A 23,874-nucleotide genomic window follows, 5' to 3' on the forward strand; every position below is an offset into this window, starting at 1 on the left:
ACTACAATGAGCTTTGATTTGTTGTGATATAATTGCTAGAACTGGTCGCTTTTACAAACCACCTCCCCTTTTAAGCCGTATTTTCTTTCTTCATCCTGCTAAGTATATAAACTTAATGAAACAACCCTTATCTTCAGATACTAGCCAAGAAAATCGCAGTTTTTTAAACCGCATTTTGTTTGCTGCGTTATTTATATTCTTAGGTCTCTCAGGACTAATGGCTCGCTATTGGTTTTTACAAGTATATTCTCACGAAAAATATACCACTCAAGCTGAGAACAACCGAGTTAAACTAATATCCGACCCCCCTTCTCGGGGCTATATTTATGACAGAAACGGTCATTTGCTAGCGGATAACAAACCCGTATTTACTGCAATGCTCAGCCCTGACGAGGTACAAGATCCAAAGCGTACCCTTGAGCTGTTGACGCCAATTTTTGACTTAACTGAAGAAGATATTGTCGATATTTTGGCTCGTATAGAGCAAAGTAAAAACGACCCAGTGACCATTAAAATTGGTATTAATGATCAGCAGATGGCTCAGTTTAGTGAGCGCAAGCCCTTTTTTAAAGGGGTAAGTATCCAAAGTAAGCTGACTCGTAGCTACCCTCATGACGAACTATTTGCTCATGTGATTGGCTATGTGGGCCGTATTAATGACAAAGAGTCTAAAGAGATTGATAAAGAGCGCTATGCGGGCACAGACCTTATTGGCAAAATTGGTATTGAAAAATACTATGAGGATTTACTGTTAGGTAAAGCAGGTCACCAAGCCGTTGAAACCAACGTTCATGGCGATATTTTACGCAAATTAGATAACACGCCCCCAGTGCCAGGTAATGACATTTACCTAAGCTTAGATTACGGGCTCCAAAAAATAGCCCAAGACCAGCTAAATGGTCGCCGAGGTGCGATTGTCGCTATTGATCCGCAAAACGGAGATGTCCTAGCTTTCGTTAGTAACCCAAGCTTTGACCCAAACCCGTTCATCTCAGGTATTTCATTTAAAGATTATGGCGCCCTGCGCGATGACCCCGACCAGCCTTTATATAACCGAGCGCTGCAAGGCATGTATCCCCCTGCTTCTACTATCAAGCCGTTTGAGGGATTGGGGGCGATTCATTATGGATTAATGGGCTGGAATGACACCATTTATGACCCGGGTTATTTCACACTGCCAGGGGACAGTCACCGATTCCGTGACTGGAAAAGAGGTGGCCATGGTACGGTTAACCTGACCAAATCCATTGTCATGTCGGTCGATACTTACTACTACAAACTGTCTTATCAGATGGGTATCCAGCGCTTACATGACTGGATGGTTCGCTTCGGATTTGGTAGCCCGACAGGTATTGATTTGCCCAATGAAAAATCAGGGGTCATGCCCTCACCGAAGTGGAAGATGGATACTTATGACAAATCTTGGCTGCCGGGTGAGACTATTTCAGTCAGTATTGGTCAAGGTTACTTCTTAGCCACCCCCTTACAAGTTGCTAATGCAACAGCGATGACTGCCAACTTAGGTAAAAAGCTAACTCCGCATATGCTAAAACGCTCTGAGGGCGCAGCTGAGGTTCATCCTATCGATAGACCCACAGGTACGATTGAGTTTAATGGGTCTGAAGCTGACTGGTTAAAGATGCGTGATGCAATGGAAGAAACCATTAAGCGAGGCACAGGTAGAGGTATTTATACCAATCGCTATCGTATTGCCGGTAAAACGGGTACTGCTCAGGTTAAATCTATTGCTCAAGGTAAAAGCTATAACAAAGCGGCTTTAGATAAGCGTCACTGGGACCATGCCTGGTTTACTGGCTTTGCCCCTGTTGAGGACCCACAAATCGCTGTTGCAGTCCTAGTAGAAAACGGCGGTGGCGGAAGCTCAACCGCTGCTCCTATTGGTCGTGCCCTATTTGACTACTGGATGCTGCGTCGACCAAACAACCCGCTCGTTCCTCCTAGCCCTGAAGAGCTAGAAGTCATTAGAGCAGAAAAAGCAGCCGCCAAAGCGCTACTAGACGCTGAGCGAGAGGCACAAGAGGCTTTAGAAAAAGAGGCAGAAGAAGCTGAGGCCAATAAGCCTGAGACAAGCTCAGAAACCTAAAGGCCCTTGTGTCAAAAAGCACTTAAATTTACTGTTTACAAAGCTAAGTTATAAGGCGAAGGTAATGAACGCGAAACGAAACCGTCCCCACAAAGCTGCTGACTCAAGACGCTCTACCAAAGGTAAAGCCAGGGCAACGGGTCAGGTCCGCATCATAGGAGGTCAGTTTCGACGCCAGCTAGTGCCTTTTATAGATGCGGATGGCCTGCGACCTAGCCCTGATAGATTAAGAGAGACTTTATTTAACTGGATTCAGTTTGAGCTTCATGATGCCTATGTTTTAGACCTATGTGCTGGTAGCGGCGTTTTAGGTTTTGAAGCCTTATCCCGCGGCGCAAGTTGGGTCGATTTTATTGAACTTCAGCCCAATCAAGCCTCTTTAATATCTCAAACGGCACAAAAGCTTAAGCTTCCAAATGACTGCTTTCGAGTGTCTGTGGGAGATGCGTTAGAAAAAATCCCCACCTTATCTGTGCAAAATTCTATTGATAAGGCCATTTGCTATCATATTGTCTATGTAGATCCTCCTTATGACCTTGATTTATGGGTGCCTATGATCGATCTGCTCATTAAGCATAAACTGGCGAACTCACAGACTTTATTTTATTTAGAAGACAAACGAGAGCTGAGTCAAACTTTGCAGCAGCTACCTTATGACTATACTGTGCTTAAAGAGACTAAAATAGGCCAAGTTTATGCAACTTTGCTGCAGATAGAGCAAATCTAGTCTCTGACAATAAAGATACTGCCTCTAAATATATCGCCTCTACTCTCTTAATATAGACTATAATTTGTACAATAAATAAGTTTATAGCTCGGCTAAATAGCTTTTAATGAAATAAAGCCCTCTATTTACAATCTTATATTGCTTTTTTTGTAGGCAATGACTACAATGTGCGTCTGTTTTTTGAGAGCCCCGTTTCCCCCAACACTCTCAACGACAGTGAAGCAGTTAACCTGTTTCACAGATAACTGTTTCACTCGATAACTTAAGGTTTAATCATGAAAACACAAAGTGCAAAGCCCGCTGAGGTTACTCACGACTGGTATATCGTCGATGCTGAAGGTAAAACTTTAGGTCGTCTTGCCACTCAAATCGCTCATCGCCTTCGCGGTAAGCATAAGCCATCTTTCACTCCGCACGTAGATACTGGCGATTATATCGTTGTTATCAATGCAGACAAGATTGCTGTAACTGGTAAGAAAGCCCAAGACAAAAAATACTATCGTCACAGTGGCTACCCTGGCGGCATTAAAGAGACTAACTTCACTAAGTTAATCGCTCATAAGCCAGAAGAAGTTCTTTTGAAAGCCGTAAAAGGTATGTTACCTAAAGGCCCTCTTGGTTATGCTACCATTAAGAAGTTGAAGCTATATGCTGGTACTGAGCATCCACATGCCGCCCAGCAGCCTAAAGAACTAGACATCTAATCGCATAATCAGGAGTAAGTTATGGAACGCAATTACGGAACTGGTCGTCGTAAAACGTCAACTGCCCGTGTTTTTTTATCAAAAGGTACTGGTAACATCGTTGTAAACGGCAAACCACTTGATGAATACTTCGGTCGTGAAACTTCACGCATGGTTGTTCGTCAGCCACTAGAATTACTTGATTCAGCTGAATCATATGATATCTACGCTACTGTTAAAGGTGGTGGTATCAATGGTCAAGCCGGTGCTATCCGTCATGGTATCACTCGCGCGCTAATCGAGTCTGACGAAACTTTAAAGCCTGCTCTTAAAGAAGCTGGTTTCGTTACTCGTGACTCACGTCAAGTTGAACGTAAGAAATTGGGTCTACGCAAAGCGCGTAAACGTCCTCAATTCTCGAAGCGTTAATTTATTTTATAGGCAGAGTTATATTTGCTTATTTAATATTAAAAAAACCCTTGTTGACTCAAGGGTTTTTTTATTTTTACAGATGAGAATTTATTTTATTACTAAAATAGCTTAGAATAGACACAATTAGTAATATTAGGCAAAGCCAATGTAACCCAACATTTATTATTAATGACAAATAACACCTATGGAATGCAGTGTTATTGTCTTCTTATTGCATTGGGTTTTACATACCAGTATGAAATGCAGCGAGTTACTTATATACTAAGCCTCGTCGTTTCATGACTTTTATCTGGAGGAAGTTTTTAATGAGCCATGCCGAAGGCGTCAACATAAAACGCCGTAGAGTTTTGATCGCTTCGACTGCCGCTATAGGCGCAGTTGGGGTTGCTTCGGTGGCCACACCATTCGTGCGCTCTTGGTATCCAAGTGCGAAGGCCGAAGCTGCAGGTGCTGCCGTAACACAAGACATTAGTGCTATCGAAGATGGCCAAATGATTGTGGTTAAATATCGCGGTAAGCCAATATTTGTCGTTAAGCGTACCGAAGAGATGGTGGCTAACTTAGAGAAGGTAACTCCTCAGCTAAGTGATCCGAATTCTGATGCTTCAGTACAGCCTGAATATGCCAAGAACGCTACTCGCTCGCGTGAGCCTAGCGTTTTAGTTGTAGAAGGTGTTTGTACCCACCTAGGGTGTGCACCTAACTACCGTCCAGAAGTAGGCGCTGCTGATTTAGGTGGTAATAGCTGGTTCGGTGGATTCTTCTGTCCTTGCCATGGTTCGAAATACGATCTAGCTGGCCGTGTGTACAGTGGTGTTCCTGCTCCGACTAACTTACCAGTACCAGAATACAGCGTAGATGGTCCTATCTTAACTGTTGGGGAGGCGTAATCATGAGTTTTGGTAAAAAAATGATGAGTTGGGTTGATGCCCGCTTCCCTGCTACTGAGACGTATGAATATCATATGTCAAAGTACTACGCACCAAAAAACTTTAACTTTTGGTACTTCTTCGGTGTTTTATCGATGATTGTGTTGGTCAACCAGTTAGTAACTGGTATTTGGCTAACCATGATGTTTAACCCAAGCGCTGAAGGTGCGTTCGCCTCTGTTGAATACATCATGCGTGATGTTAAAGGCGGCTGGTTAATTCGTTATATGCACTCTACCGGTGCGTCTGCCTTCTTCGTGGTAGTCTACCTACACATGTTCCGCGGTATGCTGTATGGCTCATATAAGAAGCCACGTGAGCTTATCTGGTTGATTGGTATGGGTATCTACCTGTGTCTAATGGCGGAAGGCTTCTTCGGTTACCTACTACCATGGGGTAACATGTCATTCTGGGGTGCTCAGGTTATTCTTAACTTACCTGCTGCTATTCCTGTCATTGGTGACGGCCTTGCTGAATGGGTTCGTGGTGACTACCTAATCTCTGGTATTACCCTAAACCGTTTCTTCGCTCTACACGTTGTGGCAATTCCACTTGTGTTAGTTGGCTTGGTATTCATTCACTTAGTAGCCCTACACCATGTGGGTTCAAACAACCCTGATGGCGTTGATATTAAGAAGCTAAAAGATAAAAATGGTGTGCCTTTAGATGGTGTTCCATTCCACCCTTACTACACTGTGCATGACATGGTTGGTATCGTGGTATTCTTTATCATCTTCTTTGCTGTGGTATTCTTCTTCCCAGAAGGCGGTGGTTTCTTTATCGAAAGACCAAACTTTGAAGCAGCTAACGCTCTGAAAACCCCACCACACATTGCTCCAGTTTGGTACTACACACCATTCTATGCAATCTTACGTGCGGTTCCAGATAAGTTAGGTGGTGTTATTGCCATGGGTGGCGCTATTGCCATGCTGTTCTTACTACCTTGGTTAGACCGTTCACCTGTGAAGTCTATTCGTTACAAAGGTATCTTATCTAAGATTGCTCTAGGTATCTTCGTAGTTAGCTTCCTGGTACTAGGTTACTTAGGTGTGGCACCTGCTACTCCAGTTAACACTATCCTAGGTCGTATCTTTACTATCTTGTACTTCTTATATTTCTTATTGATGCCAATTTACACATCAATTGAGACATGTAAGCAGCCACCTGAACGCGTTACTGGAGGTCACTAATGAGTGCTTTAACTAAATCATTGACCGGCTTCGGATTTGGTGTTGCTTTAACACTAGCCGCTACCACATCTGCCCAAGCAGCAGGTGCGGAGAGCTGTGGTACCTTTACCAACGCAGAAGGTGTAGAAGAGCAGCTGGCTTGTAGTACTGCCCCAATTGACTTCTCTAACAAGGGGTCATTGCAGCGCGGTGCTACCATGTTCATGAACTACTGTGCTAGCTGTCACACGGCAAAATATGTGCGTCACTCGCGTATTGCTCAAGACTTAGAGATTCCACCTGAGTTGGTTGAAAAGTACCTATTGGTAACTTCAGATCAGATCGGTGATCATATTGACAATGGCGTTGACCCAGACATTCAAGCAGGTTGGTTTGGTGCACCACCACCAGATTTATCACTAGAGACTCGCTTACGTAGTGATGACTGGGTGTACACCTACTTACTAAGCTTCTATGAAGATCCAAGCCGTCCTTGGGGTGCTAACAACTTGGTACTACAGAACGCAGCGATGCCTCATGTACTTCTAAACTTACAAAACGAGTTAGGTGAAGAAGAATATCGTAGTCGTGTGGGTGACCTAGTCAACTTCATGGCTTGGATGGCAGAGCCTGTTCGTGAAGACCGTAAGCGTTATGGCTTCTTCGTGATGATCTTCTTATTGATTTTATTAATCCCAGTTTATCTATTGAACAAAGAGTTCTGGAAAGACGTTAAATAATCTCTCTCTACTCTAAATGAGCATAGAAAACTGAGTAAAAGACGATAGAAATCTATCGTCTTTTTTTATGCATTAAATTTGGTAAAGATTATGCAATTGATTAACCTAGGCAGTTTGGTTACTATGCTAGTCTATTCATTGCTTTATGTAGTCTATGATTGATCCTAAAGACATTCCTGACAGCCAGATTGTGCTGTATGCTGATGATGGTTACGATAGCCACGTAGTCCGACTATTGTTAGTAGAAAAAAAAGTGAAGTATTATTTATCGCTCCTTGATAGCGAACGACCAGAAGATTTACGTCAGTTAAATCCTTACAATACCATTCCCGTTTTGGTACATCGCGACTTTAGCTTATATGAGCTAAATGTCATTTTTGAGTATCTAGAAGACAGATACCATGGTCATAAGCTATTGCCTGATAGTCCCAAACAAAAAGCACTACAACGACAACTTGCTTGGCGTATCCAAAATGACTGGTTAAAGCTGGGCCGTATTTTATTAACTCATAAAGACAGCATTAACCCGCAACAAGCCAAAATTGCCCATCAAAAGTTATCTGATGCTTTAGTGACTTTATCTCCAGTATTTGGACAATCTAGTTATTTTATGTCGGATGAGTTTGGCTGGTGTGATGTATTACTAGGCGCCATGCTATATCGGCTTGATGAGATGCAAATAGAGTTGCCTACTCACTTATGTCGTCCTTTGATTGAATATCAAAAGCGCCTATTTGAGCGCGAAAGCTTTTTACAAACTATAGAATAAATAAATTTAAACTATAAAAGAGGTTACTATGACAGAAGAGCTGAACTTGACCCCCACTCGTCCTTATATGATCAGAGCTTTTTATGAGTGGTTAGAAGACAATGCTCTAACTCCCTACTTGCTCGTTGATGCCACGCAAGACAACTTAGTGATTCCAACAGAGCACGTTCAAGATGGTAAAATCGTATTAAATATTGCTAGCCAAGCTACAGGCAATATGAATATCGACAATAACTACATTAATTTTAATGCCCGTTTTGGTGGGGTGTCTCGCGAGTTATGGATTCCTATGCAGGCTGTGATGGCACTTTTTGCTAAAGAAAATCAGTCTATTGCCATGCCTTTTGACCCCTCAGAATATGATAACTTTACCCCTGAAGAGCCTGAGCCTTCTAAACCTAAGCCTCCCTCTAAAGCAGAGACGGTTGAGCGAGCTAAAAAAGCAGGGCTAAAAATCCTAAAATAATCAGTCAACTAGCAACCAAAAAAATTGGCTGTAATAAGTTAGACTATCTTAATATTTAAAAACCGTTGATAATATAAAGGTCTCTTTTTAGAGGCCTTTTATTTGCGCTCAATAAATAGTTGTCATGTTATGAAAAACCAACCACCTCATTAACTTATTGTGTGATAAAACATGCCCAGTTATTACATTACTCCGGACATACTAATTTACCTATTTGATATGGTCGGGGTTATTGCCTGTGCCATTGCCGGCACCCTACTCGCCCAGCATAAGGGATTTGATATTGCAGGTTGTATCTTGGTCTCTATGGCGAATGCCATCGGCGGTGGTACCATCCGTGATGTGATAATCGATCGCCATCCGCTGTTTTGGATGACAGATTTAAACTACATCATTGTAATTACCATTACCTCATTAATTCTGCAAATATTCTTTCATCTGTATCATAAAATCGATACTGCATTAAAGTTTTTTGATGCCATTGGCCTTGCCGCTTTTAGTGTCATTGGTCTAAAAGTTGCTCTCTCCCAAGGCGTTGCCCCTGCCATCGCTGTTTTAATGGCGGTCTGTACTGCTATTGTCGGGGGTATGGTTCGAGATATTATTTGTAATGAAATTCCTTTGGTGCTACAAAGAGAAATTTATATCACCGCAAGCGTGATTGGCTCATGCTGTTACTTTGTCATGCAAGCGCTTGGTGTCGATCCAGGGGTTAACGACTTATTAACCTTGGGTATTATATTTTTCGTTCGTATCTTGGCACTTATCTTTGATTGGCACCTACCTTCTATTCGCTTAGTCGATTAATAGCTTAGTAGTTTGTAGAGCAATAAAAAGCCTAAACGTCACAGTTTAGGCTTTTTATTTGTTATCAACTAATCCGCATTTAAGGCACTATGTGAGTCACTGCCAAATCTTTGATCATCATTTGGATGTTTTGATTGCCATTCCACTCATTGATATTCAACTCAAATAATACATGCACCTCTTTGGCCCGATAATCCCATTTATCTGTATCGTAGTTAAACCAAATGGCATCTACCGGATACAGCACGCCAGGATATTTTAAAGAAAGCTTTAAATGCTTATCTTTTAGAATTCGACTGTCTAAAACTTCAAATAGACCATCAAATTGTGGGGCCACAAAGCCATGACCCCAAATATGACTGTGAGTTAATGCTTCAACAAATTGCAGACTAAAATCGTCTGCTATCAGCTCCCCATCAGTAAACTGCTCTTCTTCAAATAAGGAAGGCTCTAAACTTTGCATTAACCGCTCAAAGGCTTCAGAAAAGCGCTCAAAATGCTTCTTTTTAAGCGTTAGACCGGCAGCCATAGCATGACCCCCAAAATGAGTAATCAGTTCAGGATCGCTCTCTGCTATGCTCTCAATGGCGTCTCGAATATGTATCCCTGGAATAGATCGGGCTGAGCCTTTAATGGCATCCTCATCGCCGACTTTGGCTTCATCGGCAGGAGCAAAGACGATCGCAGGTCGATAGTGGGTTTCTTTTAGGCGGCCGGCAACGATACCAATGACCCCTTGATGCCAATCATCTTGATATAAAATAAGACTGCGTAAGCCACTTGCCTTTGTTTTAGCTTCAACTGAATCTTTTACATCCGTACTGGCGGACTGTGAGTCATCAGATAACTGTAGCTGGCGTAAGATATCATCGGCTTGCTCACGCATGCCCCCCTCTACAAAACGGCGCTCTTTGTTGAGCTTATCAAGCTCAAATGCCAAACGTTTTGCCTCCTCCATACTGTCTGCCATCAAGCATTCAATACCAATACGCATATTGTCCATACGCCCAGCTGCATTGATACGAGGTCCAATGACGAAGCCAAAGTCTTGAACGGTCATCTTTTGTGGATCACGGCCAGCAAGCTCGAGCAAGGCTAAAATGCCTAATGAACAGCGACCTTCTCGTATTGCCGCTAAACCATGCGCCACCAAAGTTCTATTGTTGTGATCTAATACCCCAACATCAGCCACAGTTCCTAGGGCTACCAAATCTAAATAACGGCTTACCTGAGCACTAGAGCGCCCTGCCTCACGGCGATATTTAGACAATCGACCCAATAAATAAAACGCCACACCTACGCCAACCAAAGCTTTACTATCAAATTCACATTTCAATTGGTTGGGGTTAACCACAGCGTGTGCTTCAGGGTTAGGTTTGGTAGTTAAGTGGTGGTCAGTGATTATCACTGTAATACCATTTTCTCGTGCTTTATCGACCCCTTCATGGCTGGAAATACCATTATCCACGGTGACAATAATGTCAGGAGCATATTCATCAATCCCCAACTGCACAATTTCAGGGGTTAATCCATAACCGTACTTGAACCTATCTGGCACCACAAAGTCAACTTCTGCGCCCATCTCCCCCAGTACTCGCATCATTAAAGCGGTACTGGTTGCGCCGTCACAATCAAAGTCGCCAACGATCAATATGCGCTGCTGACTTTCGATGGCTGTGTCTAAAATCTTTACCGCTTCGTCGATATCTTTTAATCCATCAGCCGGTAGCAAGGTAGATAACCCATAATCTAAAGCCTCACTACTTTTGACACCGCGGGCTAAGAACAGGCGAGTTAGAGTTGGAGAGTATTGATATAAATTTTGTAAGCCTTCAGGCAAATCAGCAGGGAGCTTTCCAGTAAATCGTGGGGTCAAATTCAACATAATTTTATATAGTTAACTCATTAAGGGGGATAGGAAACAGTAAGTTCAATTAAAACAGCAAGTCCAGTTAAAGACGATTAGGGCAATGGCTTAATTTTTAAATTAAAATTATAATTTTTTACAAAACTTACGCGGTTAGGCGTTGTAGATACAAACTCGCACTTGTGTCAAACTAAGGATTCTTTAAAATTCCTACTATAAACCAATAGCTTATTAATTGAACTGTAAATTTTCAAAGACAGTAAATTCTCAAAGACAATAGAAGACTAAGCTTTCCTATTAAGTCTTTATATAATCTGTCTTAATAGCAGTTTCTTACATTAACTCTACTATAAGGATGCTTCATGATAACTCTTCCTGCAGCTGAAAAACTACCAGAAACCATTGATCCTGACTTAAACCTAGAAAAGATCAAAAAAGAATGCCAAGAAATGGTTAAAAAACGTGCTAAATATTCTGCAGGTGCTGCCATTATCCCGGTTCCTTTCGTTGACATCGCAATCGATGCTGGCATCTTAACCCAACTGCTTCCAGAAATCAGTGCTCGTTTTGGTCTAATCTCTGAGCGTGAATCTGCTATCGACTTAGATGCCAAAGAAATTCACTGGAGCGAAATGAAAAACCGTGCGGTAGATTTTGCCGGCTTAATGGCCACTCGCGGTGTGGTGAAAAAGACCGTACAGGGTTACGGCGGACGTATTGTGGCCAAACAAGTAACCAAGTTTATTCCATTAGGCGGTCAAATGGTTGCGGCTACTATGGGTTATATGATTTTCAAAAAGATTGCTAATGACCACATCAATCAGTGCTATAAGCTAGCCAAAAATATTCAGCAAAATCAGCACAGTCAAAACGTTTAATCTTTATCCGATTTCTTAGCTAATTTAAGCCGCTAGAATACACAAGGCCCCCATAATTAATTATGGGGGCCTTGTTAGTTTTCATATGGTTTTGATATAAGACTAAGCAGTTAGAAGATATTGGTTAAAATTAGGTAACTGATCATAGACATGGTCGCTGCTGCAGGTAAAGTCACTACCCAAGCTAGACCAATTGGCTTCATCAGACCCCAGCTGGTGTTCTTATTTACCATACCAATACCCAATACCGCACCCACTAATACGTGAGTACTTGAGACTGGTAGACCTAACATAGAAGCACCCATTACCACGGCCGCTGCTGATAATTCAGCTGAGAAACCAGAAGCTGGATGCATTTGCGCTAAATTGGTACCAACCGTTTGAATAACTTCTTTACCAATGAACCATAAGCCCACAATTAGAGCCACACCAAAGGTAACCATAACAGGGGCAGGTACGGCAGCTTCACTGGCGATAGCGTTAGTACGAATAACGTCCATAATCGCAGCGAAAGGACCCACCGCGTTGGCAATATCATTAGCACCATGACTAAATGCAAAGCCGGCAGCAGTAAAGACCTGCATCCAACTAAATAGAATAAAAGTCGCTCGAGTTAGATCCTCTTTTTGCTTACCTTTAATACTCTTAGTGTAGATATAAGTGGTTAGCCAAATTAGGGCACCCACCATGATCATTAACAAGAAGCCATGTAAAGAAGTCAGCGTCATCTTCACATTACTTAGGCCCTTGAACACAACCATAGCCGTCATTACCACACCGCCAAACGCTGCAATTAAAGGCACCCAATGACGTAATGCTTTTAGGGTGTCAATACTCGCTCTTTCGCGTTCAATATCATAAAGCTCTTGGTAGTAATCCGTCTCTAAGTCGTCACGCTCTGTGTCTTCATCTTTATAGATTTCTTGGTCACGAACCATCTTTGAGGTATAGGATATCTGCAAAGATTCAGCCAGCTCGTTTAACCACTCTTTATGACGCTTTTTAAGGGCTTTTTTCGCAGCTTTCAACTCTTTCACACGCTCTTCTGCGCGGTCGTTATAAGCTAAGATATTGACCTTAATTTGACCATAAAGAAGGTAAGCTAAGACGCCGCCCAATAATGGAGATAGGATCCAAGAGATGGCAATCTGCCCCACTTGGTCCCACTGTACCGTTGATAAAGCGGTTTCGGTACCGCCAATCTGAATACCCATTATTATGGAGCTCCCCACCACGCCACCAATAATTGAGTGGGTAGTAGAGACAGGTAACCCCTTTTTGGTAGCAAATAGCAACCAAAATGCTGCAGCAATCAAGGCTGACAACATCACATAAATAAATAAGTTAGGGGTAACTGCTGGACCTAAGAGTTCTAGATCAACGATGCCTTTACGAATGGTGTCAGTAACCTCACCACCGGCAATAACTGCCCCAGACACCTCAAAAATAGCAGCAACCGCTAAAGCTTGGGGGATGGTTAACGTACCTGCGCCTACGGACGTACCAAATGAGTTTGCGACATCGTTACCGCCAATATTGAAGGCCATAAAGATGCCAAATACAGTGGCGACGATAAACAGCGTAGTTTGTTGATGGTTAGTATAATCTAGACCCCACCATATAAAGTAGGCCGTAACTGCAAAAAGGAAAATACCAAAGGTGTAGTTAGCCTTTGCTGATCCCTTAAAGTGGGTACCACTAGGTGTAGTTGACTTTGGAAGCATGATATTTCTGAGCCAATCGGAGGTGAAAATGTAAAACCCCGAGAAATCGGGGCTTCAATGAATTAAAACAAGTCCGTTTGATCGAGACAATTACCAACCCTACGCTACATAAGGCTTTAAGCCTATTTTAGCGTAAGGTTATTAGCATTATTTGACAGGCGTTTATGCCCATTATAAATAAATTCTGTCTATTATACCCTTGTCAGGTTGAACTTGAAACAGCTGTTTTTTTAACCTCAAATTTTAATCACTTTTTCAAGTTGCGCAATGGCATGGTCCAATACCGCCAATCTTGCCGTTCGCTTATCATTGGTAGCCACAACATGCCAAGGGGCATTCTTCGTATTTGTCCGTGCCAGCATATCTGCAGCTGCTTGCACATACTCATGCCACTTATCGCGATTGCGCCAGTCATCTTCGGTCAGTTTAAACTGTTTGTGTGGCGTCTCTTTTCTTTCCTCAAAGCGCTCTAGCTGCTCTTGCTTATCTATAGCCAGCCAATATTTAAGAATAATGGTTCCTTTCGCAGCCAAATCACGCTCCATGCGATTGATTTCCTCATAAGCGCGTTGCCAGGCGGCCTCACTGGCAAAGCCTTCAATTCTTTCTACCAGTACGCGGCCATACCAAGTCCGATCAAAAATTGCGATTCGACTCAAGCGCTCTTCTTTTAAGGTTGGAGAGAACTCAGGCATACGCTTCCAAAATCGCCACAAATAAGGGTGTTGCAGCTCAATGCGATTTGGGGCAGAGATATTATAAATCTGATACTCACGAGGGTCTAATGGAGCAACCAACCGCTTAATAGCCCCTCCTTTACCTGCCGCATCCATGCCTTCAAAGGCAAATATCACATGATGGTTGGTGGGCTCGTCCTCCCCGTCTTTGCCTCTATAATCAGCTCGGGCACGTAACAGTTCAGCCAAGCGCTGTTGCTTTTTAGCCAACGCTTTTTGATAATCAGTTTTGCCTATATCCGGATCATCAATATCAGTTAGCTTATCTGGCACATCTGCCCACGAAAACGCCGCATTGATATTACGACTAATTTCAGATACCAAAGGATGTTTACTGTCATTTTGATGACTGCTTAATAAAGCGCTTTGAGTGGCATGCAACACCTCATGGCAAAAATGCAGATTGGCTTCTTCTGAATAGCCTTGATCCTTATAATCCTTTTTCGATTTATTTTCGGTAATATCTTCAGGCTCACTGCCATCAATGATGACCCAGTCTTGCTGCTGACTTAAGATAACTTTGGCAATTTTATTAAAGCGTTTGACTTTCTTTTTACTCTGCCAGTCCATGTGGTACAACCATTCTGGATCTTCTTTATCGTCTTTTATACGGTGCTTTAAAGTATCTTCATCTATATGAAACCAACATTTTAATAGCTTGGTGTGGTTGTTCATTAGATCAAGCTCAAACTCTGCCAATAAATCCAGCTGATGACGCAGATAAACTTCCCATGTTTTAAATCCATCTTCCTTATCATCAGACTTATCCTGCTTCATCAGCCGTAGTGCGCCCTCAATTAGGTCAGCATACCAGTTACCAAAGTACGCAGTTATATTGCCATGACGGGGCAATTTCGCCACGTGTGGCTGCCAGATAGGCTCATATTTACTGGGTATCGTACCAATCGTGGCCTCAACGTTTAACAATCTTGGGTCTACCCACTGGCGTAACTGAGTCACGGCTGCCCCTTTGCCCGAATACTCCATACCATTTACTAGTACCAATAGACCCGTGGCTTGCCCTTGCTGACGGGTTTCACGCAAGGCATATTGCGCCTTCACCAGCTCTAAGCGTAACTCATCTTCATCCATATGGAATTTGCTTAAAGGGTCAGCATTAATACGCATCTCTTTGCTTTCATTCTTATTATCTTTAGACATTTTTTCATCCTTTAAAATAAATCACTACCTGTTATCAGACTTATACAGGCTTTGAACCTAAAATTCGTGGTAGGCTTTGATATTATGTAGCGCTTACATATAGTATTATCACAATTAAAATTAGGTTTGATAAAATAAAGCCAAATTGTATTGGCATCACTATAATGCATACGCCAAATACAATGCCATAGATTTATGACAACGAATATCGCTTGCTACATAATTCATATTTAACTCATACCAAGTTAACTGGCATATTTTTGATTAATTGATTTTATTTTGTCTACAATTTTTATCTTTATCTAACTTTGTTACTAGTATTTTCATAGTTACTAAAATTTTTCACATAAAATAATTTACTAACCCGAGTCAGGAGTTTTCTATGTCTGCCCTATCCGATTTAAGTGTTGAGTTAAAACAGTTTTGGGAGCTACCCCATCATAATGACCCTAAGCTTGCAACAAAATTAGCAGAAGTCCAAAGCTGGCAAAAAGACCGTATTCGCAATACCCATGCTGAGCTTTTTTCTCAACCAAAAAACAAACCGATGGCAGACTACTTTTTAACCCACTTATACGGCGGCGATAGCTTAAATCAAATCGTCAGTCAGCTTGAAAAAATTGTACCAAAAGCACAAAAAGTTGAAAAACTGGCCCCATCAAATGCTTTAGAAACAGGGACTTTAGGTGTAGAAACTGCTATCACCTCAACCAAGCTTGATCTTAAATTGGCTCAGTGGCTAAGTGATAATGACCTTGAGGTTAATGAAGCCAATATGAAAAAAGCTTATTTGGCCGTTAATGATGAGGCCGCTCGTCGTCAGCAAATCGAAGATTTAAAGCAAGTGTGCTACCGCAGTGATAAATACTTAAACTCATTTATCGTACAAAAGTCTTTTAAACTGGTCAAAAAACAAGCTTACAAACGTAATCTTCAGCCTTTATACGACTTTATTGATGCCGGCTTCTCAGCCATGAAGCCCCTTAAGAGTGTGGGCAGCTTTATTGATCCTTTCTGTGAGCGTGAGCTTGCTATTATTGACGAAGTACATCACGGTGCCTAAGTGTGCTTACCGCTGCCTATCTAGGTAAGCAGCCCTTTACTATTTGATGTATTATAAGTGTCATCAAGCCCCCTTTACTTTTGGTTAGCAATTAAGCAGACAATAGGCGCATAGCCCTATTACACTTGTAGATTAATCACTCAACTTACTCTACACTTGATTGCTAACCTCTCAGTACTATTTAATGAATAAATACTTAATGTATAAATACTAAAATCAGGATCTATAATGAGCCAACCCAATAACCAAAATAACGACACTGCAAGCCTGCAAACTAAATTGGTCCAAGACACCATTGACCATACTCATCAAACCAATGCCAAAGTGCAGCAGTCGCTACAATCTAACTCTGCTAAGCAAACCGTATTAAATGAGCAGTTTAGCGATATCTCTCAGTTACCTGAAGGCACACCACAAGGCCAACAGACTACCCGTCCTTTTAACGCAGACCAAACTGAACCAAGCAGCATTCAGCCTACTCAAAGTTTTGAAGAGTTAACCGGCCAACGTGAATTGCCTCGTTTTAACCCAAAAGATGATATCAATAACCCGCATACTCCTGATACCGACGGCTTAGAAGAAACTCACTTCGGCTATAAAAAAGTTAAAAAAGCGGAAAAACAAGCAAGAGTGGCCGATGTATTTACCTCTGTGGCTAAGAAATACGACATCATGAATGACTTGATGTCTTTTGGTATCCACCGCTTATGGAAACGCTACACCATCAGTTTGTCAGGTGTGCGTGCCGGTCAGCATGTGCTAGATATCGCAGGCGGTACAGGCGATCTGGCCAAAGCATTTAGCCGTGAAGTGGGTCGTAACGGGAGAGTGGTTTTATCAGACATTAACGCAGCCATGCTAGATGTCGGACGTGAGCGCTTAATCAATTCGGGCTGTAACAACGTTGATTTCGTATTAGCAAACGCTGAAACCCTAGCCCCTTTCGAAGATGAAAGCTTTGATCTATTAACCATCAGCTTTGGTCTACGCAACGTAACCGATAAAGACGCGGCTTTACGTGCTATGTACCGTGTGCTTAAGCCAGGTGGCCGTTTACTTATCTTGGAATTCTCTAAGCCTATTTTTGAGCCTTTATCAAAAGCATACGATTTGTACTCATTTACTGCCTTACCTCTTATGGGTAAGATTGTGGCCAATGACTCAGAAAGCTATCAGTATTTGGCCGAATCTATTCGCATGCATCCTGATCAGCAGACACTGAAAAATATGATGGAAAATGCAGGCTTTGTGAACTGTGATTACCACAACCTAACGGCAGGTATCGTAGCCGTTCACCGTGGCTTTAAAAAATAAATCACGGCAGTAAAATCGGTACTGGCGTCTCTTTCACAGCTACCAGACTCAATAATTTTTTAGGCGGCGATTTATGATTACAGTTCTAATATTAACCGGCATAGAAAAGCTTATAAACTTTGCTATTTTAAGTGATGAGATCACCAAGTCTGGGCTATCTCCTCTATCAGGTAAAGTATTACGCTTAACTATGGCCATGCCTGAATTTAGTATTGATGTGCATTTTAACGAAGATCACATCCGATTTGAGCCGGTCTCTCAAGTTGAAAGTGTGTTTGAAACGCCAGGTACTGCAGCCAACTCTGAAAGAGAACAAGCTTGGCAAGAGTACGTTGCTATCGGCAGTAGCCAGCCAGACTGTACCATTAAAGTGGAGAACCCGGCTGAGCTGATGAACCTTATGCGAGATGCCAGTGGCAACCTACCCATTGAAGGCGATTATCGCGTCTTAATGCAGGTCAAACAACTGGTTTCTGGCTTTAATCCAGATATCGCAGGCCAGCTTGAGCCTTTAATTGGTCCTGCTCTTGCGATGCAGCTTAACCTGTTGATTAAGTACTTAAAAGGTAACGTACGTCATACCGCCAAGCATGCTTTTAATGATGTGGCCGACTGGGCCAATGAGGTAGCGGGTAATCAACCTCCTGACCCTGTTGAAGAGCAAGAAGCCAATAATCTAAAACAGCAGCTTCTTAAACTACGTGCCGATATCGAGCGTGAAGAAGCTCGACTGGCGATGATCAAGGCTGAACAGGCTCGTCTTAAAGGCGACAGCCAGTCTTAAAGTAGAGGCCAGTTTACCTCCTCACAAGCAAAACTATAATTACCTGCTTAACTATTACCTACTTAACTAAGCCATCTTAAATTTAAGGTGGCTTTTTTTATGGGTTTATATTTGCAGATAATTTCAGTCAATTTGTCTTATCTAACCGGCTTCAGCCATTCTTAAAATGGTTCTCCCGTGGTATCATTAATGACAATTATTTAAGCTGATTAAGACTCCGTAGTGAGTCATTGCTTTCTTTATACTCCTGATATGGGTTGCTCCACATGCTGTTATCTCATCGCAAAAGACTACTCGAGCTTTGGCGCATCGCCGCTCTTCACCGCCTTGACACTCACCTTCCCATAGAGGACGCTCCCCAGCTACAGTCTGTGGCACGTATGATCAAATCTCACCCTGCAGCTTGGGGTAAGAAGCATCAGCCCAATGGTGTGAAGTTTGCTTTAGAAGAAATGGGGACCTTGTTTCTTAAACTAGGTCAGTTGTTGTCTACTCGACGAGATCTAGTTACCCCTGAGATTATCGAGCAACTGGTTCAGCTTCAGGACCGAGTCAAACCCTTCGATGTCAGTATTGCTATTGCCCAAATTGAAGACCCAAAATTTGGTCTTGGCAAAACCATTAACGAGCTTTTTTCTCGCTTTGATACCAAGCCTTTAGCCGCCGCTTCTATTGCTCAGGTACACACGGCCGCCTTGCATGACGGCCGTGAGGTAGTAGTCAAAGTGGTCAGACCTGATATTCGTGAGCGTATTGTCTCTGACTTCGAGTTATTACGCGACATGGCACAGTGGGCCTCTGCTCGTCTAGAGGCGGCACGTGCCGTGCGTATTATTGAGGTGGTGGAAGACTATCGTCAAATCATGCTAAATGAGCTGGACTTAACCTTTGAGGCGGACAATACCACTAAGATGCGTAATAACTTCTTAGGCTCCTCAATGATGTATGTGCCAGAGGTTTATGCCGACTCAAAAAGCGTGATGGTGATGGAGCGCATTGTGGGTGTGCCTATCTCGCATACTCATGTGTTTGATGAATTGGGCTATGACCGTGCTGCCTTAGCCGAAAAAGGCTTAACCATTTTCTTCACGCAAGTTTTCCGCGATAACTTCTTCCATGCCGACATGCATCCAGGGAACGTCTTCGTTGAGACCTTGCCGGCAGATACGCCAGAGCCGTATCGCTTCTACCCTAGATATATTGGCCTAGATTGCGCCATCATGGGTGAGCTGTCAAAAGACGATCAGATGATCGTGGCACGCATGCTATTAGCGGTAATGAACAACAACTTCAGCAACTTGGTAGACATTGTCAGCCGAGCGGGTTGGATACCGCCAAACACCGACAAGCATGCCCTAACCCGTGATATGCGCCGCACAGTTGCCCCGATGGTATTGAAGCCTATTAATGAAATAGACTTCGCTGGTGTATTGATGCAAATTTTAGACATTGCTCGTCGCCACCACATGAGTATTCCGCCACAGCTTATGCTGCTATTAAAAACTTTGGTACACGTTGAAGGTCTAGGTCGCGACTTATATCCAGAGCTTGATATTTGGTCATTGGCCAAGCCGATTTTGACCGGTTGGGTAAAAGAACAGCTCGATCCTGCCCGCAATATGCGTGAATTACGTGAACAACTTCCTGAGTTATTATTATCAACCGCTCAAGTACCAAAGCTATTAGATCAAGGCTTACAAAGTATGGCCTCACAAGGGTCAAGACAAGACCAGCAGCTGCGTGAAATTCAGCAAATCCGCGCCGATATGCTAAATGACAGACGCAAAGACTGGATCGCTCTAGCAGGCTTTGTTATCAACGTAGCTATTGCCACGCAAGTTATCGCTTGGCTATCGCCGATATTTTATATATTGGCCGTATTATTTGTACTGTGGCGTATCTTAGGCTAGATTCTGTCTAAGCTTGCGTTTCAACCCAAGCTGGCAGCGAGCAACTATTGTCAAAATAATGACTAAGGCTTATAAGGCTGTCAGCTTATACCCAACTCCCATTCTTTAGATATCTTAGTGAGTGTTAACCATGCGTCATGCCTCAATTACTCTAAACTCTGCCGCTTTAACTCATAACTTAAATCGAGTCATCAACAAAATCCCTGAAAAAACCCAGGTTTTGGCAATGGTTAAAGCAGATGCTTACGGTCATGGTGTCAGGCACTGTGTCCCCGGTTTACAGCAGGCAGATGCTCTAGGCGTGGCTTGCTTTGATGAAGCAAAACAAATTCGCGATTTAGGCTGGCAAAAAGGCGTGGTGCTTATCGAGGGCGTATTTAGTCAACAAGAATGGGCGGAATCTATTGAAGCCAAATGCCAGAGCATTGTTCATCATCAAAACCAAGTGCAGTGGGCTTTAGAAAACCTACCCGCCGCTGACTCTCCTTGCCGAACTATCTGGCTGAAGTTAAACACTGGCATGAACCGCTTAGGCTTTGAGCCTGAAGAGATTGTAGCGGTAGCAAAAACACTGGTTGATGCGGGATACAGCCTCATATTAACCAGCCACTTTGCCAATGCAGATCGCCCTGATCACCCCTCTAACGCCAATCAGATTAAAGTATTTACTGACGCCTTAACCCAGTTAAGAGAGCAGGTAGATGACCATATAAAAGCCTCTTTATGCAACTCAGCCGGTATTATCAACTTCCCTGAGTGTCATTTTGACTGGGTGCGTCCTGGCATTATGCTTTATGGCAGTACACCTTTAGAGAGCATTAGTGCTCAGGAATTACAGTTAAAACCAGTGATGACTTTTTCGGCCAGTTTAATGGCCATTCATAACATTGCTGCCGGCGCTCCAGTAGGCTATGGCAGCCGTTTCGTTGCCAACCGCCCTATTGTCAAAGGCATTGTCAGCATTGGTTATGGAGACGGCTACCCTCGTGTGGTTGATGGCTCAGCTTGGGTCACTGTTAAGCCACAACCTATTGAGGCCGATAGTGATAACAGCACTGCGGCAAAAGCAGCGGTAAGCTATAAATGCCCAGTAATTGGACGCGTGGCCATGGACATGATTGCCATTGATTTAACCGAAGTGCCTAACCCTACTGTCGGCTATCAGGTAACCTTATGGGGTGATCCAGACAAGTCAGAGCCTAGCGTCGATGAGATTGCTAACTCAGCGCACACTTTAGGCTATGAGTTATTATGCCGAGTAACACAGCGCCCCACTCGTGTGGTGATTTAAGCCTCAAAGGCAACGGGTGACTGTTCAGATTTACTGCATTGAGATTAAATAACAGCGAACTGTTTTCACATAGCTAAAAAGTTCGCTATACTGAGAGTTTAGTCATTTATTTGTTGAAACCTTCTACCTAAATTAACCGTTATTTAAAGAGAGCCACATGAGCGTGCGTCATTTTTTAACTCTACTCGATTTATCTCCAACCGAGCTTGAAACCCTAATTAGGCGTGCAAGTGAGCTTCGAAAGATGCAACATGCTGGCGAAGTGTATCAGCCATTCGTGGGTCGTACGCTAGGTATGATTTTTGAAAAGTCCTCTACCCGTACCCGTATCTCATTTGAGACCGGTATGGGCCAGTTCGGTGGACACGCCATCTTCTTATCTCCCAAAGATACTCAATTGGGCCGTGGTGAGCCGATTGAAGACTCAGCTAGAGTAATCTCAAGTATGGTCGATATCATTATGATTCGTACCTTTGAGCACGAGAAAGTAGAGAAGTTTGCTGAATACTCGTCAGTGCCTATCATCAATGCGTTAACCGATGACTTCCACCCTTGTCAGTTGCTAGCAGACATGCAGACCTATTATGAGCACCGTGGTAGCATCAAAAATAAAATCGTTACTTGGGTAGGTGATGGCAACAATATGTGCTCTTCATTTATGGCCGCTGCCAATCAGTTTGGCTTTGAATTAAGAGTCGCTGCCCCTTACGGTTTTGAGCCTAACCCAGATTTAATGGAGAAGTTCAAACACTGTGTTAGCCTAGTAGAAGACGTTCAAGATGCGGCCAAAGATGCTCATCTAATCGTAACTGATGTCTGGGCCAGTATGGGTCAAGAAAGTGAGCAAAACACTCGCGCCCGCCGTTTTGCCCCCTATCAAGTTACCCCATCTATGTTAGATAAAGCAGACCCTGAAGTTTTATTCATGCACTGCTTGCCTGCCCACCGCGGCGAAGAGATTTCGCACGACCTACTTGATGACCCACGCTCTGTGGTCTGGGATGAGGCAGAAAACCGCTTACATGCTCAAAAAGCTTTAATGGAATTTTTGTTACAAGACAAAATCAAACTAAGCTAAATTGTCGCTGATGTTGATGCTGATAAATATAAAAAGGCTAAGCCCCTAATGAACTGAACCCCATAAGTTGGACACAACTTATGGGGTATTTTTATGCGTTACGACCTAGACTTTAAGATAAAAGTCATAGCATACTATAGGCAAGGACATACAGGAGCTGCCACAGCTAAGAAGTTTAATGTAAACCCACAATTTGTACATAAATGGGTGAAGCAATATCAAAGCGGTGGTATAGATGCTATAAAGCCAAAGATCAGTAAAGCCTACTATAGTCGCAAGTTTAAACACGAAGTGATTACAACGATGCTTAGCCAAGGCTTAAGTCAATCTGAGGTGGCATTGAAATTCAACATCAGCTCACCGGCATTAATAAGCCACTGGCACAAAGCATATCGGCAAGAAGGCATGTCTGGACTCACTTCTAAACGTCAAGGTAGAACCGCCATGAGTAAACCCTATATCACAGACAAGCCAGATGATGAAAAGACACTAGCAGAGCTTAAACGTGAGAATGAATATCTTCGTGCGGAGGTTGCTTACCTAAAAAAGCTGGATGCCTTGCTCAGGGAGCAGGAACAAGCAAGCAAAAAGCAAGGCTCATCGAAGGACTAAGGCAAGATTATCCTTTATCAGCTTTGCTAGACATCGCCAAGATGCCTAAAAGCGTTTTTTACTACCATAGAGCAAAGCTTGATAGTGGCGATAAATATACTGACTTAAAACAGCGTATCGCCACGCTATATCACCAGCATAAAGGCAGGTACGGCTATCGCAGAATAACAGCAGCGCTAAAGCAGTTAGGTAGCCATCACAACCACAAGCTCATTGCCAAGCTTATGCGTCATTTAAACTTAAGCGCACGGATTAGACGACAAAGGTATCGCTCTTATAAAGGCGTACAAGGCAAGATTGCAAAGAACCATCTAAAGCGCCAGTTTAATGCAGATCGACCAAACACACGTTGGCTTACCGATATCACTGAATTTAAAGTTGGCGGTCATAAGCTGTATTTATCACCGATACTTGATTGCTATAACAATGAGATCATCAGTTATACGCTTTCAAAGAGACCGACTTATGACTTGGTTAGTAAGATGCTAGATAAGGCGTTAGATAAGATAGATACGCACCAGAAAAACGGATTAATGCTGCATTCAGATCAAGGGTGGCACTATCAAATGAGACCGTTTAATAAGACGCTTAAACAGCACGGTATTAAGCAAAGCATGAGTAGAAAAGGA

The 23,874-nt window shown here is 42.9% G+C and carries 22 protein-coding genes; 19 read left to right on the forward strand and 3 right to left on the reverse strand.

What is annotated here, in order from left to right; translation table 11 throughout:
- Positions 1–115: 115 nt before the first annotated feature.
- The 10 genes from mrdA (at position 116) to A1232T_RS07900 (ending at position 8,826) form a co-directional block, all read left to right on the forward strand.
- Complete coding sequence (gene mrdA / locus A1232T_RS07855) at positions 116–2,104, forward strand: penicillin-binding protein 2 (RefSeq protein WP_077448905.1); 1,989 nt, start codon at positions 116–118, stop codon at positions 2,102–2,104.
- Between the two features lie 64 nt (positions 2,105–2,168).
- Complete coding sequence (rsmD, locus tag A1232T_RS07860) at positions 2,169–2,831, forward strand: 16S rRNA (guanine(966)-N(2))-methyltransferase RsmD (RefSeq protein ID WP_077448906.1); 663 nt, start codon at positions 2,169–2,171, stop codon at positions 2,829–2,831.
- Positions 2,832–3,106: 275 nt separating this feature from the next.
- Positions 3,107–3,535, forward strand: coding sequence for a 50S ribosomal protein L13 (gene rplM, locus A1232T_RS07865; RefSeq protein WP_028859267.1), 429 nt, complete (start codon positions 3,107–3,109; stop codon positions 3,533–3,535).
- Between the two features lie 21 nt (positions 3,536–3,556).
- Positions 3,557–3,943: a 30S ribosomal protein S9 gene (gene rpsI / locus A1232T_RS07870; protein WP_077448907.1), complete on the forward strand. Its 387-nt coding sequence runs from the start codon at positions 3,557–3,559 to the stop codon at positions 3,941–3,943.
- A 308-nt stretch (positions 3,944–4,251) separates the two neighbouring features.
- Complete coding sequence (gene petA, locus A1232T_RS07875; RefSeq protein ID WP_028859265.1) at positions 4,252–4,836, forward strand: ubiquinol-cytochrome c reductase iron-sulfur subunit; 585 nt, start codon at positions 4,252–4,254, stop codon at positions 4,834–4,836.
- A gap of 23 nt (positions 4,837–4,859) precedes the next feature.
- Positions 4,860–6,065, forward strand: coding sequence for a cytochrome b (locus A1232T_RS07880; RefSeq protein WP_208606930.1), 1,206 nt, complete (start codon positions 4,860–4,862; stop codon positions 6,063–6,065).
- Positions 6,065–6,784, forward strand: a complete 720-nt coding sequence (locus tag A1232T_RS07885) for a cytochrome c1 (RefSeq protein WP_077448909.1) — start codon at positions 6,065–6,067, stop codon at positions 6,782–6,784. Before A1232T_RS07880 ends, A1232T_RS07885 begins: the two co-directional genes overlap by 1 nt.
- Positions 6,785–6,938: 154 nt before the next feature.
- Positions 6,939–7,553, forward strand: a complete 615-nt coding sequence (locus A1232T_RS07890) for a glutathione S-transferase N-terminal domain-containing protein (RefSeq protein ID WP_077448910.1) — start codon at positions 6,939–6,941, stop codon at positions 7,551–7,553.
- Between the two features lie 28 nt (positions 7,554–7,581).
- The gene (locus A1232T_RS07895) at positions 7,582–8,019 is read left to right on the forward strand and encodes a ClpXP protease specificity-enhancing factor (RefSeq protein WP_077448911.1); all 438 of its coding nucleotides are present in this window, start codon (positions 7,582–7,584) and stop codon (positions 8,017–8,019) included.
- A gap of 171 nt (positions 8,020–8,190) precedes the next feature.
- Entirely contained in the window at positions 8,191–8,826 is a 636-nt protein-coding gene (locus tag A1232T_RS07900) for a trimeric intracellular cation channel family protein (protein WP_077448912.1), read from the forward strand.
- A 79-nt stretch (positions 8,827–8,905) separates the two neighbouring features.
- Here the strand turns inward: A1232T_RS07900 and recJ are convergent, their stop codons facing one another.
- A complete protein-coding gene (gene recJ / locus A1232T_RS07905; protein ID WP_077448913.1) occupies positions 8,906–10,711 on the reverse strand; it encodes a single-stranded-DNA-specific exonuclease RecJ in 1,806 nt (601 codons plus the stop codon).
- 344 nt (positions 10,712–11,055) lie between these two features.
- On the opposite strand from recJ, the gene A1232T_RS07910 reads away from it, so the two are divergent.
- Positions 11,056–11,571, forward strand: coding sequence for a hypothetical protein (locus tag A1232T_RS07910; RefSeq protein ID WP_077448914.1), 516 nt, complete (start codon positions 11,056–11,058; stop codon positions 11,569–11,571).
- A 110-nt stretch (positions 11,572–11,681) separates the two neighbouring features.
- Here the strand turns inward: A1232T_RS07910 and A1232T_RS07915 are convergent, their stop codons facing one another.
- Together A1232T_RS07915 and A1232T_RS07920 are read right to left on the reverse strand one after the other, a co-directional pair.
- A complete protein-coding gene (locus A1232T_RS07915; RefSeq protein WP_077448915.1) occupies positions 11,682–13,295 on the reverse strand; it encodes an inorganic phosphate transporter in 1,614 nt (537 codons plus the stop codon).
- Between the two features lie 236 nt (positions 13,296–13,531).
- Positions 13,532–15,193, reverse strand: coding sequence for an ATPase (locus A1232T_RS07920; RefSeq protein WP_077448916.1), 1,662 nt, complete (start codon positions 15,191–15,193; stop codon positions 13,532–13,534).
- 382 nt (positions 15,194–15,575) lie between these two features.
- Here A1232T_RS07920 and A1232T_RS07925 point away from each other — a divergent pair, with 382 nt between their 5' ends.
- The 8 genes from A1232T_RS07925 to A1232T_RS07960 all read left to right on the forward strand — a co-directional run.
- Positions 15,576–16,256, forward strand: coding sequence for a DUF8198 family protein (locus A1232T_RS07925; RefSeq protein WP_077448917.1), 681 nt, complete (start codon positions 15,576–15,578; stop codon positions 16,254–16,256).
- A gap of 228 nt (positions 16,257–16,484) precedes the next feature.
- Positions 16,485–17,570 carry a bifunctional demethylmenaquinone methyltransferase/2-methoxy-6-polyprenyl-1,4-benzoquinol methylase UbiE gene (gene ubiE, locus A1232T_RS07930; protein ID WP_244152417.1) on the forward strand — a complete coding sequence of 362 codons (1,086 nt, stop codon included), beginning with the start codon at positions 16,485–16,487 and terminating at the stop codon, positions 17,568–17,570.
- Positions 17,571–17,643: 73 nt separating this feature from the next.
- Positions 17,644–18,354, forward strand: coding sequence for a ubiquinone biosynthesis accessory factor UbiJ (locus A1232T_RS07935; RefSeq protein ID WP_077448918.1), 711 nt, complete (start codon positions 17,644–17,646; stop codon positions 18,352–18,354).
- A gap of 266 nt (positions 18,355–18,620) precedes the next feature.
- Entirely contained in the window at positions 18,621–20,264 is a 1,644-nt protein-coding gene (locus A1232T_RS07940) for an ABC1 kinase family protein (protein WP_077448919.1), read from the forward strand.
- Positions 20,265–20,394: 130 nt separating this feature from the next.
- Complete coding sequence (alr, locus tag A1232T_RS07945; RefSeq protein ID WP_077448920.1) at positions 20,395–21,555, forward strand: alanine racemase; 1,161 nt, start codon at positions 20,395–20,397, stop codon at positions 21,553–21,555.
- A gap of 157 nt (positions 21,556–21,712) precedes the next feature.
- Positions 21,713–22,633 carry an ornithine carbamoyltransferase gene (argF, locus tag A1232T_RS07950; protein ID WP_077448921.1) on the forward strand — a complete coding sequence of 307 codons (921 nt, stop codon included), beginning with the start codon at positions 21,713–21,715 and terminating at the stop codon, positions 22,631–22,633.
- 93 nt (positions 22,634–22,726) lie between these two features.
- On the forward strand, positions 22,727–23,245 hold the full coding sequence (locus A1232T_RS07955; protein ID WP_077448922.1) for a helix-turn-helix domain-containing protein: 519 nt from the start codon (positions 22,727–22,729) through the stop codon (positions 23,243–23,245).
- On the forward strand, positions 23,233–23,874 hold a 642-nt coding region (locus A1232T_RS07960), incomplete at its 3' end, for an IS3 family transposase (RefSeq protein WP_244152420.1). The genes A1232T_RS07955 and A1232T_RS07960, both read left to right, overlap by 13 nt.

The sequence above is a fragment of the Psychrobacter pasteurii genome, assembly GCF_900162815.1.
GTDB classification, from domain to species: Bacteria; Pseudomonadota; Gammaproteobacteria; order Pseudomonadales; family Moraxellaceae; genus Psychrobacter; species Psychrobacter pasteurii.